This is a genomic window from Variovorax sp. GW821-FHT10D07, assembly GCF_059415325.1.
Genome location: NZ_JBWKMZ010000003.1, coordinates 767465 through 781766 on the forward strand (window position 1 = coordinate 767465; position 14302 = coordinate 781766).

The following is a 14302-nucleotide window of genomic DNA, read 5'->3' on the forward strand; positions in this document are numbered from 1 at the left end:
TCTTCACTGGACCGGTCGCCGGATCGCATGCCAAGATTGCGCAAACGTTTCCCCTCCCGAATCCAGTAGGGAGATCGTGAATTTTGTCGATACTTTTGTTCTCGTTTCGCCCAGATCGCCCAAATTCGCGTCCGCGCCCGACTAAGCTACCCCCCGTTCAAGGAACCCCCGAATGCGCATCCACGGCCGACACTGGCTTTCTCTCACGGCGCTGCTCCTGCTGGCCGCCGGCTGCCAGGCGCCGCCCAAGGACCGTCCCCTCACCTCCGAGGTGCCGGAGCCGCCGGCCTTCGCGCCGCCGCCCGAAAGCTGTCTGGCCGAGGGCGTGCGCTTCGCGCTGGGCCTGCGCGTCACCGCGCCGCTGCTCGAGGAAATGCGCCAGCGCAGCGGCGCGAAGTTCGCGCGCACCCTGCTGGTCACCGACCCGTCCGACCCCGTGCTCGATCCGACCCGGCTCAACGTGAGGGTCGAACCCTCGGGCCGCATCGTGGGAGCGAGCTGCCAATAGAAGAGAGCCCGACCCGCCACTTCGATCCCGCTTCCCCGTTCCAGGCGCCGCATCCGCGAACGCTTGGGTGCCACGGTGTTGCGCGAAGACCGCGAACCTCACAATTCGCCCCGCACGGATCGCTCCACGGTCAGTTTTGAGAGAACAATAGATTGCGATTTTCCGGACTCAGCCCTTTGTCGACCAAGCAACCTCCCGCCATGGCCCTGCCGGATTCCGGACTCAACCGCCTTCCGCCCGATGAGGTGCTGCGCCCGCTGCTGGCCGACTGGGCCCGCGAGGGCAAGCGGCTGGCCATCGTCTGCTTCATCGACCTCGATCGTTTCGCCGACGTGAACCAGCGCCTGGGCATGGCCGGCGGCAATGCCGCGCTCGAGGAAGCACGCCGCCGCCTCAAAGCCCAGCTGCCGCGCGAGGGCCTGCTGGCCCATGTCGGTGGCGACGAGTTCGCGGCCGTGTTCGCGGGCATCGGCAATTCGCAATGCCACCAGGTGCTCGAACGCATGCTGGCCGCGCTGTCCGAACCCTGGGAATGGCGCGGCCATGCCGTCAGCCTCGAGGCCAGCCTCGGCGCGCGGCTGCTCGACGCCAGCGGCCCGCCGCCCGAGCTCGCGCTGCGCCAGGCCAGCCATGCGGCCTTCTTCGCCAAGCGCGCGGGCGACGGCCGGGTGCATTACTTCGACGCGCCGCAGGCCCATGCCGACGAGCAGATGGTGCGTGCGCGTCAGCGCATCCAGGAAGGCCTGGAGCGCGACGAATTCTTCCTCTGCTACCAGCCCAAGGTCGACATGCAGCGCGGCGTGATGGTGGGCGTCGAGGCGCTGATCCGCTGGCAGCATCCCGAGCGCGGCCTGCTGCAGCCCGGGCAGTTCGTGCCGCTCACCGAGGGCGACGAACTGGCCGAGCGCATGGGCGACTGGGTGATCGGCGCGGCCCTGCGCCAGGCGCACGAATGGCGTTCGGCCGGCCTGCGCACCGCGATCAGCGTCAACGTGAGCCCGCGCCATATGATGCGCTGGGACTTCGTCGACCGGCTCGCGCAGCATCTGGCGCAGTTCCCCAAACTGGGTGCCGGCACGCTCGAGCTCGAAATCCTCGAGACCACCGCCATCAGCAAGTTCTCCACCGTGGCCCGCTTCGTCGAGGCCTGCAAGGGCCTGGGCGTGCCGGTGGCCATCGACGACTTCGGCACCGGCTATTCCTCGCTGACCTACCTGCGCCAGTTGCCCGTGTCCTCGGTCAAGATCGACCAGTCCTTCATCCGCGGCATGCTCGAGAGCGAGCAGGACCGCGCGATCGTGCAGGGCATCCTCGCGCTGCTCAAGGCGCTGGGCCGCACGCCGGTGGCCGAGGGCGTCGAGACGCTCGAGCTCGGTGAGGCGCTGCTCGAGATGGGCTGCACGCTGGCCCAGGGCTACGGCATCTCGATGCCGCTGTCGGCCTGCGACATCCCGCAATGGGTGCAGGACTTCGAGCGCGTGCCGCTGTGGGGTCCGCAGCAACACCGCGCGCAGGCGGTGCCTGTCGCGGGGCCATCGGTCTCGGGCGGCTGAGCCCTCCCCAAAGAACAAAAGCCGCGCGAGCCCCTCGGGGCCGCGCGGCTTTTTCGTGGGCCGTCGCCGTTCAGAGCAGCGGCGTGTACGGCGACACCAGCGGCCGCAGCGTCGTGCCCGTGGGCACGCCCAGCGTGCTCGAGCCGTCGAACACGTAGCGCAGGTAGAGGCTGCCGGTGAACTGCCGGTAGTCCTGCGCGTTGTTCAGGCCGACCGAGCCGCCCAGGTACATCTTCGGCGCGAGCTGGTACTCGAGCACCGCGGCGAGGTTGTAGGCCAGGCCGGTCTTCGAGGTCTTCGGATAGCGGCCGTTGTAGATCGTGCTGGTGAGGCCGAGCGACGCCGCGCCGGCGGCCGCGCGGCCGGCATCGCCGTTGCGGCTGCTGTCGGTCGGGAAGTAGGGCGTTTCCTTCTGGTTGAAGGCCTGCACGCCCAGCGAGGCATTGACGCGCCACGACAGCCGGTTGTTGCGACCGCTCCAGTCCACCGGCAGCGCGAGGCTCACGAAGCTCTGCGGGCTGAAGTAGCCGCCATGGCCGAAGGTGTAGTAGCTGAGGTTCTTGTCGTAGCCCATGATGCCGAGGTTGAGCCCCAGCGTGAGCTTGTTGCCGGGTTCGCTCAGCAGGTGGATGTAGCTGCCGCCGCCGATCTCGAAGCGCGAGTTGCTCGCCACGTTCTTGCCCGTGAGGCCGTGCAGCGCGCCGTAGCCGTAGAAGCCGTAGGTGCCGTCGTCGTAGCCGATATCGCCGCGCGCGCCGGTCGCGACCACGCCGCCCCAGCGCTCGCCGGTGCGCTCGTCCTTCGCACCCGCGAAGGACAGCAGGCTGTCGGTGACCGGCCGGCGCGACAGGTCGGCCTTGTACGACCACGCATCGCCGAAGGCGCCCTTGAAGGTCGCGTTGCCGATCAGGTTGACCTGCTGGAAGCCCAGCGGCGTGGTGCCGATGCTGGCGCCGAAGTTCTTGCCTTCGTAGCCCACGCTCAGGCCCAGGCCCGAGGCGTTCTGCTGGCCTGCCGTGGTGCCGTTCAGCAGGCCCGTGAAGGCCGAGCCGGGTCCGCCGCCGAAGCGGCTGGCGGTGGCCCAGTCGCCCGCGGGCGAGCCGGCGTCGAGGAAGGTGGGCGTGACGCCCACGACGATCTTGCCGTCGCCGACCGGGAAGCGGGCCTCGAACGGAATCTCGAAGTCGGTCAGCCGGCTCAGGCCGGCTTCGCCCGCGCGGTTGCGGAACACGGTGCCCGCGGTGATGGAGACCGAGCGCGCGGCCTCGAGCTCGCGCAGTTCCGCCGCGGCCGAATCGGCCGGCGGCTGGGCACGCGGTGCCGCGTTCCAGCCGAGGTCGGCCGGCGCCGAACCAGGGCGCGGCAGCGGCAGCAGGCCGCCGCCCTGCACGTAGGCCGGCGGATAGCCGGCCTGCGGCGCCTGCGCGTAGACCGGTGCCACCGGCTGCGCGCCGGCCACCGGGTACTGCTGCAGCGGCGGCGCGATGTAGGCCGTGGCCTGGGGCGTGTTGGCCGTGCGCGCGGCGGTGCGCGTGTTCGCGGCCGGCGCGGCGGTGCTCGTGGTGCGGCGCCCCTTGGCATTGGCCGCGGGCTGCGAGCCCGCGGGCCACGGCGTCGCGCCCGGATAGCCCGCGTTCGCGGGCGCGGCGGGATAGGCCGGGTACTGCACGGGATAGGCGGCCGGGTACGCGCCCGCGGGGGCAGCCGCCGCGTAGGCCACCGGCTGCATCCGCGCCTGGGCGAAGGGATTGCCGCCGGCGCCCGCGGGCACCGGCAGGGCCGTGCTCGCGGCACCGCCGGTCATGCCGGCGAAGGGGTTCGCGGGCGGCAGGCCGCCCGGCACACCGGGCGCGCCGGGCGAACCGCCGGCCGCGAGCCGGCTGTCGGCCTCGACCGCGGCGCGCAGGTACTGCTCGGCCTTGCGGCTGTCGCCGGCATTGCGGTAGACGCGGCCGGCCGCGGTCAGCACGCGCGACTCGTCCGGCGCCTGCTTGAGCGCGGCCATCACGTAGCTCTCGGCGTCGCTGTGGTTGCGCTGCGCGCTCGCGCTCGCGGCGGCGGCCAGCAGGGTATCGAGGTCGGTCGGGCTGCGCTGCAGCACGCGCTGGTAGAGCGCCAGCGCCTGGCTCTCGTCGCGCGCGGCCGAGTACAGCCGCGCGAGCGCGGCCAATGCCTTCGGATCGTCGGGCTGCTCGGCCAGCACCGGCGCCATCGCGTTGTAGGCGGCCTCGAGGTTGCCGGCCTCGCGCAGCGCATCGGTCTGGCGCAGCGCGTAGGCGATGCGCAGCGCATCGAAGTCGGCGCGCTGGGACGAGGTCATGCTGGTGCTCGCGAGCTGGCGCAGCACGGCCGACAGTTCGATGTCCTGGCGCGTCTTGAGCAGCACCGAGGCATAGAGCAGGCGGTTGGCCACGGTCGGTGTCGGCGTGCGCGCGAGCAGCTGGCGGCTCATCGCGAGCGCGCGCGGCGCATCGCCGATGTCGGCATAGGCGCCCGCGAGCTGGCCGAAGATTTCGCTCGGCATGTCGCTGCTCAGCGAGGCTTCGGCCTGGCCCAGCAGCTGGCGCGCGGCGTCGACCTGGCCCTGGCGTGCCAGCGCCTGCGCGCGCTGCGCCTGCGACTGGGCCCAGAGCCGGCGCTGCAGCGCGGCCATCTCGCGGGTGCGCGAGCCGGCCGGGATGCGTTCGAGGTACTGGATGCCGGCGGCGGCGTCGCCGGTCTCGGAAGCCAGCAGGGCGCTCGCGAACAGCGCATCGGGCATGTCGGGCTGGGACATCAGCAGGCCCTCCATCACGCCGCGCGCCTCGGCCACCAGGCCCTGGCGACGGTAGATGTTGGCCAGGTCCAGCCGCACCCACGGGCTGTCGGGCGCGGCGAGCATCGCGTCTTCCAGCGTGCGCTGCGCGCCGGCGGCGTCGCCGGCATCGGCCTGCTGCTTGGCCTTGGCGCGCGCCTGCTCGACCTGGATGTCGCGCAGGCCGCCGAGCTGGGCCGCCTGCTCGGGCGTGAGGCGGCGCGAGAGTTCGAGCGCCTCGTCGGCGCGGCCCTGGCGGCCCAGCACCGCGATCAGGCCGCGCAGCGCCTGGCCGTCCGAGGGCTTGCTCTCGAGCACGCGGCGGTAGCCCTGCTCGGCCTGCGGCAGTTCGCCGGCGGCGGCGCGCAGGTCGGCCAGCGCGACCTGGCCCACGGGCTCGCGCCCGTCGATGCGCACCGCGCGCTCGAGCAGTGCCTGCGCATTGCGCAGGTCGTTGCGGCCCTGCGCGGCGCGGGCCTGGTTCACGAGGTTCCAGTAGGTGGCGCTCTGCAGTGCCGAATTCCACTTGGTGTTGCCGCCGCGCGCGGCCTGCTCGAGGTACTGCTGCGCCTCGGCGAAACGCTCCTGGCGCAGCCGCACCAGGCCCAGGCCGCCGAGCGCCTCGCTGTCGTCTGCCTTGGCGCGCAGCGCCTGCTGGAAGCGCTGCTCGGCGGTCGCCGGATCGCCGCGCTCGAGCGCGCGGTAGCCCTCGCCGAGCGGCACGCCCGGGCCCGAGGCCGCGGTGGTGCGGCCGCTCTCGAGCGCTTCGAGGCGCGCGGCCACGGCGGTGTCGTTCTGGTTGTTGGCGAGGAACTCGCGGTACAGCGGGATGTCGGGCGCGCGTGCGTCGAGCCAGATCAGCGCCTGGCGCCAGCTCGCGCGCGCGGCCGCGCCCACGGCGGGCTGCTTCGAGAGCTCGACCAGCGCGCGGATGCCTTCGCGCCGCGTGCTCTCGCTGTAAGTGCGCAGTTGCGCGAGCGCGAGCTTGTAGCTGGCGTTCTCGGGGTATTCGCGCGCCAGCTGCTCGATGCCGCGGCGGCCTTCGTCGGCGCCCTGCGGCGTGCTGCTCAGCGTCTGGTAGTACTCGAGCGCCAGCGCCTCGGGCGGCGGCCGGTTGTCGAACTGGTCGCGGTACAGCTGCACGGCCTCGGCCGCGCGGCCGGCGCGCGCCGCCGCGCGGGCGCGCTGCAGCAGGCTGCCCTGGCCGGGGTTCTGCGCCTGCTGCTGCAGGCGCGACAGGCGCGGGTCGTTGGGCGCGGCCGCGCGCAGCCGCGCGATCCAGCTGCGCGCCGGCTCGGCATTGCCGCGCGAGAGCTCGACCTGCGCCATGCCGTACATCGCGTCGGCCGATTGCGGGTTGACGCTCAGCAGCTTGCGCCAGCTCTCCTCGGCGAGGTCGACGCGGCCCTGCGACTGCCAGTAGTTGCCCTGTTCGATCAGGGCGGTGGCGGCGTCGGCCTGGGCGTGCGCCGGGTTGGCGGCGCCGAGGGTGGCGAACAGGCCCAGGCAGGCCAGCCAGCGCGCGGAGGGCAAGCCTCCCGGAGCGCGGCGCAACCGGGTCGGGCGCGGCGATGTCATGCCGTGCGGGTGGGTCGACATAGCAGTCTCCATGAGGTTTGCAGCTGGCCGTTCCGAAGGAACTGGTAGCGCCCGTCGAGCCAGGCCTGGCCGAAGAGCAGCAGCATTTGTTCGTAGTAGGGAAGCAGGGCGGTCGACGGCTGGCCGTCGGCGCGCGAATTGGGCAGGCGCGCCAGCTCGGTGGCCAGCGCCTCGGGCATGTCCTGCGCCTTCAGGTAGGGCAGCAGCGCGCCGGCGAAACCCAGCGGCCCCATGCCGCGCACGGTGCCGGTGGCGGTGTCGACCAGCTCGGGGATCGGCTGCCGGTCGGCCAGCAGGCGCTTCGGGCCGGTCAGCGCCTGCAGCAGCGGCCGGCGATCGGGCGAGGACTCGGCCAGCATGCCGGCCCAGAGGTAGACGCGGATCGCATCGTAGCTGCCGACCGTGCCCTTCTCGGGATCGGCGACGAAGGCGCGCGCGTCCTCCGACCAGGCGCACCAGTCGGGCGAGAAGCCGCGCGGCGCCGTGGCCGCGAGCAGGCGCACCGTGTTGTCGGCCACCGCGGCCCAGGGGCCCTGCGGATCGGTCTGCTGGAAATAGCGCAGCAGCTGCAGCGGCATGTAGCTCGGGTTGAGCCGCCACACCGAGCCGGTGGCCACCGACTTGGGCCAGGGCAGCAGCATGCGGCCGAAGCCCGGCAGCAGCACCACTTCCTCGCGCGCCACCATGGCCAGCAGGCTGCGCCCCATGCTCGCGTAGCGCGGCTCGTTCCAGAGCCGGCCGGCCTCCATCAGCGCATAGGCGATCCAGAGGTCGGCGTCGGAGGCGGGATTCGGATCGAGCACGCCCCAGCCGCCGCCGGGCTTGCGGCCCCACTGCCAGGCCGGCAGGTTCTTCGCGATGCTGCCGCTGGCGAGGTTGGTCTCGGCCCAGCCCAGCACGCGCGCGAACAGCTCGCGGTCGTTGTGCACCAGCGCCAGGAACATGCAGTAGGACTGGCCCTCGGAGGTCGAGTGCTGCTGCGGCGTGTTGAAGTCGATCACGCGGCCGTCGCGCTGGATGTGGCGCGCGACGAAGGCGTTCCAGTCGGCGGCGGGATGGCAGGTGGCGGGCATCGGCGCGGCGGGCGGGGTGGACGCGGCGGGCGGCGTGGCCTGCGCGGCCGCGCGCGTGCCGGTCCAGGCCAGCGCGGACGCGGCCATCGCCGCGAACAGCGAGCGGCGCCGCCGGTCTGGAACGGAAGGGGGAAGCGTGGGCTTCGAACCTGGCATCGTGGGGTCGGTCTCCGGGGCGAGGGTCGTCACTTGAGGCGGCGGCGCGCGCGAATCTGCAGGCTGGCATAGGCCACCGCGGCGCCGATCACGGCCAGCAGCACCACCAGTGCCGCCAGCAGCAGCGGGCTGCGCGAGAGGTTCCATTGCAGCCAGGCGATCGGCGGCAGGCGGCCGACGTAGTAGGTCTCGCTGCCGAGCACGCTGTGCACCTGCGCGTCGCGCACGATGGCCATGCTGCCCTGCACGCGCTTGAGCAGGTCGGGTGTCATCAGCGCGTTGAGCAGCGCGTCCTTCGAGGTGCTGTTGGAGATCGCGGCGACCACGCTGCGGCCGCTGCGCAGCGGCGACTCGAAGCCCGCGAGTACCGCGTCGCGGCCGTCGTCGCTGACCGCGATCTGCATCGAGCCCGGCAAGTCCTCGCGGGTGCGCGCGCCGATCACGAAGTCGATCGCGGTGTCGATCCAGCTCGAGAGCTTGAACTGCGGCGAGCCGTCGCCGCTGCCGTTGGCGGCCGCGGCGCGCTTGAGCGGCATGCGCTCGGCCCACTGCGTGAACAGCGGCTGGTTCTGCAGGTTGCCGATCACCAGCAGGTCCTTGTCGGCCCACTGCGAGACCTCGGCCGAGCGGCCCACCTTCACGCGCAGCACGGGGTAGCCGGTGGCGCGGCCGATCTGGCCCATCAGGCCGAGGTAGGTCTCGGTGTCGGAGGTGTCGGCCTGGTCGGGCAGGATCACCGCGGTGTCCGACAGGTCGGCCATGCGCGAGAACGGGAAGCCGCCGTTGGCGTAGGCCGCGAGCTCGGGCATGGCGATGAAGTGCGGGAAGCCCGAGACGTCGATCTTCGAGGTCGGGTCGATCGAGCCGCGCACGTTGTCGAGCTGCGGGATGCAGCGGCCGGCCACGGGCTCGAAGTAGTAGTGCAGCCGCAGCTGGCTGCGCGGGCCCAGCGCCAGCGGCGGCAGGATCACTTCCTTGCGCTCGGCCAGGGTGCCGTCGGGCATCAGCTTGACGGCCAGCGGGTTGTACCAGCGGTCGCCGGCCGGGTTGGCCGAGCGCAGCGGGATCGCGCCGATGAAGTTCTCGTTGACGTTGACGTTGAGCGTCGACTGGTCGGGCCGCACGCGCGGCGTGTAGCGGTAGAGCAGGTCGAGCGGGATGCCGCGGCTGCGCCAGGTGAACAGGTCGGGCGGCAGCTGCAGGTTGACCCGCACCACGTCGGGGTTGTAGCCGGTGACGGAGAGATCGGCCGCGGTCGTGAGCTCGCCGAACTGCAGCGCGCGGTCGCTGGGCACCCAGCGCGGCGCGTCGTAGGGCTTGCGCGCGGGCGGTTCCTGGAAGGCGGCGATCGCGCTGGTCGCGCCCGACAGCGCGCGGCTGTTGAGCGCCAGCGAGGCGGCGGCGGTGCGCAGCTCGTTGGCGTCGCGGCCCATCACCAGCAGCAGCTTGGCGGTCGGGTCCTGCGGATGGTCGACCACGGCCAGCGCCGGCCCCTGGATCGCGGGCAGCACCAGGCCGGGCAGGCTGGTTTCGGGCGTGGCGAACACCACCGAATGGCCGCTGGGCAGCTGGCCGCGCGAGACCGGGAACACGGCGCCGCGGTAGTCGGCCAGCGCGCCGAACCACGACGAGACCACGCCCGCCGCTTCGAGCAGCGGGCCCGATTCGGCGCTGCCGAAGACGAAGGGAATGCGCGCTCGGCGCACGTCGCGGCGGTCGAAGAAGGGCTGCGGCAGCGTCGCGAGGTCGTTGCTCAGCTTGAGCGGCGACACGTTCAGGCGCAGCGTGCTCGAGGCATCGATGCGCGCCCACAGGCTGGTGTGGGCCGGGTCCTCGCAGTCGCGCGTGTAGTGGCCGATCAGCTCGACGTTGATGCGGTTGAATTCGGTGATCAGGCGCCGGTCGATCGGGATGTCGGCGGTCTGCGGCTTGCCGCCGTCGGCGCGGTTCACCGGCAGCGTGGCGACCAGCACGTCGTTGACCGTCACCTTCAGGTGCGACAGCTCGGGGATCAGCGAGGGCGAGTAGGCGTAGTTGAGACGCAACGAGGCCGAGGTCACCAGCTCGTCGGCGCGGATGTTGAACGGGATGCCGATGGTGCCGCTGATGCCGCGCAGCTGGATCGCGTAGTCGATGCCCAGTTGCGTGAGGTTGAGTTCGCGCACCGTGCCGCCGGCGGCGGCCGTGCTGGCGACGGGCACCGGCACGCCGGCCGCGCCGGGCAGTTGCTGGGGCGGCAGCGCGAGCGTGGGCACGGCGGCTGGCGCGATCGAGGGCACGGTCGCCGGTGCGAAGGCCGGCGCGGCCGCGGCGGGTGCACCCGGGCGCTGCTGCTGCGTCGAGGCCGTGCCGGCCGCGGTCAGCGCCAGCAGGGCCAGCATGGCGCCGGCGGCCGGACGGAAGGAGGGGGCGGCGCCGCGGCGCGGCGCTTTCGGAGTGATCGTCACGCGGTTTCCTTCTTCGTTCCGACGGAGCGCTTGGGCAGCCGCAGCCGCGAGAGGCCGGCCCGGTAGTAATGGGAGAACATGTCCTTGAAGCCGACCAGGCTGATGCTCGTCAGGTGGGCCAGCACGCGGTGCACGCCCACGCGCGGATGGTTGCCCCAGCGCGCGGCCCAGATGTCGGCGCGCGCGGTCGTGCACTGCACCAGCGCGCGCTCCTGCGCGAAGCTCATCGGCGCGAAGCGGATGCCCAGGCGCTTGCCGTTGCTGAAGCGCACGGTGGCGGGGAAGCGCGATTCCGCGTCGCCGCGGAACAGCGCCACCTCGATCGGTTCGTCGGGCGCCAGCTTGACCTCGGTCGGCAGCTCCAGGCCCAGGCCGCCGGTCGAGAAGTCGAAGGTGTTGCAGCGCATCGAGTGGCCGTTGGCGAAGTACAGCGCCGCCGGCACGTCGAGCGTCACGCGGTGCGCGGCCCTTACCTGGCGCGACTCGTTGGCGGCCGCCACGCAGGCGCCGAGGATCATCAGGTTGTAGATGGTCCAGGCCAGGTTCAGCCACACGGTGGCGATGTTCTGCGGATCGACCCAGGTCAGCCGCCAGATCCCGAGCGCCACGCCGATGAAGTTCAGCGCCAGCAGCACCAGGCTGGCCTTGGCGATCGAGGTGTCGAAGTACTGCTCCTGGATCAGGCCGCCCTTGGCCGTCACGTTGAAGCTGCCGAGCTTGGGATTGATCAGCGCCACCAGCGTGGGCCGGAAGATGTACCAGGCCAGCACCGCCTCGTAGACCTCGTTCCACAGCAGGTAGCGGAAGCGCCCCTGGATCCGGCTGTTGGTCAGGTTGGCGTGCAGGATGTGCGGCAGCGCGAACGCGAAGATCATCGAGGCCGAGGCATGGATCACGCTCGCGCCGAAGTACAGGTAGGCCAGCGGCGCCGTCAGGTAGATGAGCCGCGGCAGCCCGTACAGGAAGTGCAGCATCGCGTTGAGGTAGCACAGCCGCTGTGCCCAATGCAGCCCGCGGCCGAACAGCGGGTTGTCGACGCGGAAGATCTGCGCCATGCCGCGCGCCCAGCGGATGCGCTGGCCCACGTGGCCCGAGAGGCTCTCGGTCGCGAGACCCGCGGCCTGCGGCAGCGCGAGGTAGGCGGTGTTCCAGCCGCGGCGGTGCATCTTCAGCGCGGTGTGGGCGTCCTCGGTCACGGTCTCGACCGCGATGCCGCCGACTTCCTCGACCGCCGTGCGGCGCAGCACCGCGCAGGAGCCGCAGAAGAAGCTGGCGTTCCAGAGGTCGTTGCCGTCCTGGATCAGGCCGTAGAACAGCTCGCCCTCGTTGGGCACCGTGCCGAAGGTGTCGAGGTTGCGCTCGAAGGGATCGGCAGAGAAGAAATAGTGGGGCAGCTGGACCATGGCCAGCTTCGCGTCGCGGTTGAACCAGCCCATCGCGATCTGCATGAACGAGCGCGTGGGGATGTGGTCGCAGTCGAAGATCGCGACGAACTCGGCGCTGGTGTTCTTGAGCGCGGCATTGATGTTGCCGGCCTTGGCATGGCGGTTGTTGTCGCGCGTGACGTGGGTCACGCCCACGGCATCGCAGAACTCGCGGAACTCGGGACGCCGGCCGTCGTCGAGCACGTAGATCTTGATCTTGTCGCGCGGCCAGTCGATGGCCTGCGCGGCCAGCACCGTCGGGCGCACCACCGACATCGGCTCGTTGTAGGTCGGGATGAACAGGTCGATGCTCGGCCACTCGGCCGGGTCGGCGGGCAGCGGCGAGGGCTTGCGGCCCAGCGGCCAGGCGGTCTGGATGTAGCCCAGCAGCAGCACGATGAAGGCGTAGAGCTCGGCCATGAGCAGGCCCACGCCCAGCACCAGGTCGACGATGTTGTCCATGTACATCGTCTCGGTGATGCGCCAGTAGGTGTAGCGCGAGGAGACGATCACCGACAGCAGCATCAGCACCAGCCCCGCGAAGTGGCCGCGGAAGCGGTTCACGAACAGGGCCGCGAGGAAGATGCCGATCGACAGCACCAGCTGCTGTTCGAAGGTCATGGGCGCGATGATCAGCGCCGGTGCCGTCGTGAGCAGGATCAGCCAGCCCAGCAGCCGCACCGGCCACAGGCGCAGGAAGGCCGGCGCGGGCCGCGGCGGGCGATCGGCGCCCAGCGGGGTATCGGGCGAGGGAGGCGGCGCGGAGCTCGCCTCGGATGCCGGCTGCGCCTTGCTGCTGCTCATCGGGACTCCATCTGCCAGGCCGGATCGGCCGCGGGCTGTGCGTGGGCGGCGCGGTTCGCGGCGGCCGCGGCGATGCGCGCCAGCAGCCGGTCGGCGCACACCGAGAGGTCCTGCGCCGCCTGGCTCAGGGGCGCGTAGCGGTGCACCGGCAGCGCCGAGGCCAGCGCCTCGGACACCGATTCGTCCTGGTGCAGCACGCCCAGCAGTTCCGACTGCAGGCGCGCGCGCAGCATCTCGAACACGTCGTGGTTGAGCCGGCGGCTCGGCGCCACCTGGTTCACCACGTAGGCGCTGCCGCCGTAGTCGGCGCGCGGGCGGCAGTACTTGTCGACCATGCGCTCGATGATCGGCAGGGTGGCGAAGGAGCCGGCATCGGCCAGCACCGTGACCACGCAGAAGTTCGCCGTGCGCAGCGCCTGCTGCATATAGACCGTGGGGCCGGGCGGGGTATCGAGCACCACCAGCGTGTCGTCGGGCAGCGCGAAGCGCGCGAGCGTGTCGCCGAGCCAGCCCGGGTAGCGCGCGAGCTGCTGCTCGAGTTCGATCTGCTGCTCGTCGTCGACCGTGCCGAAGGGCAGCACCACGGTGCCGCCATGGCCGGGGCGCATCGCCTGGGTCCAGGTCAACTGGCCGGCCGCGACCTCGGCCAGGCCCTCGACGCACTGGTGCGGATCGTTGGCGAGGTGGAAGCGCAGCGCGTTCTGCGGATCGAGGTCGATCGCCAGCACGTGGTGGCCGCGCTCGGCGAGCACGGTGCTCAGGTTGGCGGCGACGGTGGTCTTGCCAACACCGCCCTTGGATGAAATGACGGGGATGACGACCATGGTCACGTCGGCCGGCGCCAGCGTGACATGGGGCCCGGCGGGGGCTCGGGGCGCTGCGGTCCCGCCAGGCGCGCGAACAGCGCGTCCAGCTCGGTCGGGCTCCGTGCGTCCGAGGCGGGAGGTGTCGGCGTGGCGGTGGAGGGAAGGGCCGGGGCGGGCCCCGGGGCGAAAGCGGGAGCGGGCCGGGCGGCGGCCCAGGCGGGCACGGGCTGGGCCGGCGGCGGCACGGTCGGCGCCGGGCCGAACGGACTCGCGAGCGGGGCGGCCGGCCGGGCGGGCGCGATGGCCGGCGCGGGGCGCACCGCCACGGGCGGTGGGGCCATGACCGGGGCCGGCGGCGGCACGGGCGCGGCCTGCACCACCGGCTTCACGGGTGCGACAGGCGGCGGCGGTTCGGGCGCGCGCTCGATCGGCGCGCCCGACAGCAGCGGCCAGCCGGCGCGGCCTTCGCCGTCGGTGGGCTCGGGCGGCGCGAATTCCTTGTAGACATGCGAGTCGCCGCCGAACTTGCGGAACAGTCCGGCCACGTCCTCGGCGGATGGATCGTCGTTGTTCATGGGGAAGACCTCGCCAATCGGAGTTCGATCACCGCGCCGGGCTGCGGATGGGATGGCAGCGCCTGCACCCGCAGCGCGGCGGGCAGGCGCTGGCTGCCGAACCAGGTCTGGTAGACGCCTTCGAAGAAGCCGCTGCTCCAGCCGGTGGATTCGGGCCCGAAAGCCATGGCCAGCGGGCTGCAGGCATGGCGGATGCGCAGGCCGTCGGCTTCTTCGCGCAGGGTGCTGTAGCCCCAGTCGATGCCGTCCCAGCGGGCGTTGAACTCGGCTTCCAGTTCGGCCAGGCTCGCGCAGGGAGGCACCGGAAAGGTGCGCGCCACGTTCTCGCCGATGCGGAAGAAAAGCTGATGCAGATCCTCGGGCGGGAGCCCGGCGGCAAGCTCGGCTGCCATGCCGCGATTGAATGCGAGCCACTGCGCGCTGCAGGCTCGGCGTTCAAAGTGATCGAGGTCCCCGTTTGTTTCTTCCATGCTGGGGCATTCTCTGGGAATGGTTAACGATTGACAACAATCGTTTACTGAGTTGGTATTAGTTCACGGCTGATTGTCGGGAATTCGTGACGA

General features: G+C 71.7%; 9 protein-coding genes. 2 read left to right on the plus strand and 7 right to left on the minus strand.

The window, feature by feature from the left end:
* Nucleotides 1-172 precede the first annotated feature (172 nt).
* Both AC07PU_RS14005 and AC07PU_RS14010 read left to right on the plus strand, forming a co-directional pair.
* Complete coding sequence (locus tag AC07PU_RS14005; protein WP_296782794.1) at nt 173-508, plus strand: hypothetical protein; 336 nt, start codon at nt 173-175, stop codon at nt 506-508.
* A 200-nt stretch (nt 509-708) separates the two neighbouring features.
* Entirely contained in the window at nt 709-2061 is a 1353-nt protein-coding gene (locus AC07PU_RS14010) for a putative bifunctional diguanylate cyclase/phosphodiesterase (protein WP_093342124.1), read from the plus strand.
* Between the two features lie 70 nt (nt 2062-2131).
* On the opposite strand, the gene AC07PU_RS14015 is transcribed toward AC07PU_RS14010, so the two are convergent.
* The 7 genes from AC07PU_RS14015 to bcsD are packed head-to-tail and all read right to left on the minus strand — an operon-like array spanning nt 2132 to nt 14209.
* Nucleotides 2132-6454 (minus strand): cellulose biosynthesis protein BcsC, encoded by a 4323-nt coding sequence (locus AC07PU_RS14015; RefSeq protein ID WP_495318174.1) that lies wholly within the window; start codon nt 6452-6454, stop codon nt 2132-2134.
* The gene (bcsZ, locus tag AC07PU_RS14020; RefSeq protein ID WP_495318176.1) at nt 6430-7683 is read right to left on the minus strand and encodes a cellulose synthase complex periplasmic endoglucanase BcsZ; all 1254 of its coding nucleotides are present in this window, start codon (nt 7681-7683) and stop codon (nt 6430-6432) included. The genes AC07PU_RS14015 and bcsZ overlap by 25 nt, the downstream gene beginning before the upstream one ends.
* Nucleotides 7684-7712: 29 nt before the next feature.
* The gene (gene bcsB / locus AC07PU_RS14025; protein ID WP_495318178.1) at nt 7713-10130 is read right to left on the minus strand and encodes a cellulose biosynthesis cyclic di-GMP-binding regulatory protein BcsB; all 2418 of its coding nucleotides are present in this window, start codon (nt 10128-10130) and stop codon (nt 7713-7715) included.
* Nucleotides 10127-12358 carry a UDP-forming cellulose synthase catalytic subunit gene (gene bcsA / locus AC07PU_RS14030; protein WP_495318180.1) on the minus strand — a complete coding sequence of 744 codons (2232 nt, stop codon included), beginning with the start codon at nt 12356-12358 and terminating at the stop codon, nt 10127-10129. Before bcsA ends, bcsB begins: the two co-directional genes overlap by 4 nt.
* Complete coding sequence (bcsQ, locus tag AC07PU_RS14035; protein WP_296782783.1) at nt 12355-13182, minus strand: cellulose biosynthesis protein BcsQ; 828 nt, start codon at nt 13180-13182, stop codon at nt 12355-12357. The genes bcsA and bcsQ overlap by 4 nt, the downstream gene beginning before the upstream one ends.
* Nucleotides 13183-13184: 2 nt before the next feature.
* The gene (locus AC07PU_RS14040; protein ID WP_495318183.1) at nt 13185-13739 is read right to left on the minus strand and encodes a hypothetical protein; all 555 of its coding nucleotides are present in this window, start codon (nt 13737-13739) and stop codon (nt 13185-13187) included.
* Nucleotides 13736-14209: a cellulose biosynthesis protein BcsD gene (gene bcsD, locus AC07PU_RS14045; RefSeq protein WP_093342118.1), complete on the minus strand. Its 474-nt coding sequence runs from the start codon at nt 14207-14209 to the stop codon at nt 13736-13738. Before bcsD ends, AC07PU_RS14040 begins: the two co-directional genes overlap by 4 nt.
* Between the last annotated feature and the right edge of the window lie 93 nt (nt 14210-14302).

What these genes read in the sequence shown, in the direction of transcription:
- AC07PU_RS14005 (WP_296782794.1), top strand. Translation starts at nt 173, where the DNA reads ATGCGCATCCACGGCCGACACTGGCTTTCTCTCACGGCGCTGCTCCTG.
- AC07PU_RS14010 (WP_093342124.1), top strand. Translation starts at nt 709, where the DNA reads ATGGCCCTGCCGGATTCCGGACTCAACCGCCTTCCGCCCGATGAGGTG.
- AC07PU_RS14015 (WP_495318174.1), bottom strand. Translation starts at nt 6,454, where the DNA reads ATGTCGACCCACCCGCACGGCATGACATCGCCGCGCCCGACCCGGTTG.
- bcsZ (WP_495318176.1), bottom strand. Translation starts at nt 7,683, where the DNA reads ATGCCAGGTTCGAAGCCCACGCTTCCCCCTTCCGTTCCAGACCGGCGG.
- bcsA (WP_495318180.1), bottom strand. Translation starts at nt 12,358, where the DNA reads ATGAGCAGCAGCAAGGCGCAGCCGGCATCCGAGGCGAGCTCCGCGCCG.
- bcsQ (WP_296782783.1), bottom strand. Translation starts at nt 13,182, where the DNA reads ATGGTCGTCATCCCCGTCATTTCATCCAAGGGCGGTGTTGGCAAGACC.
- AC07PU_RS14040 (WP_495318183.1), bottom strand. Translation starts at nt 13,739, where the DNA reads ATGAACAACGACGATCCATCCGCCGAGGACGTGGCCGGACTGTTCCGC.
- bcsD (WP_093342118.1), bottom strand. Translation starts at nt 14,209, where the DNA reads ATGGAAGAAACAAACGGGGACCTCGATCACTTTGAACGCCGAGCCTGC.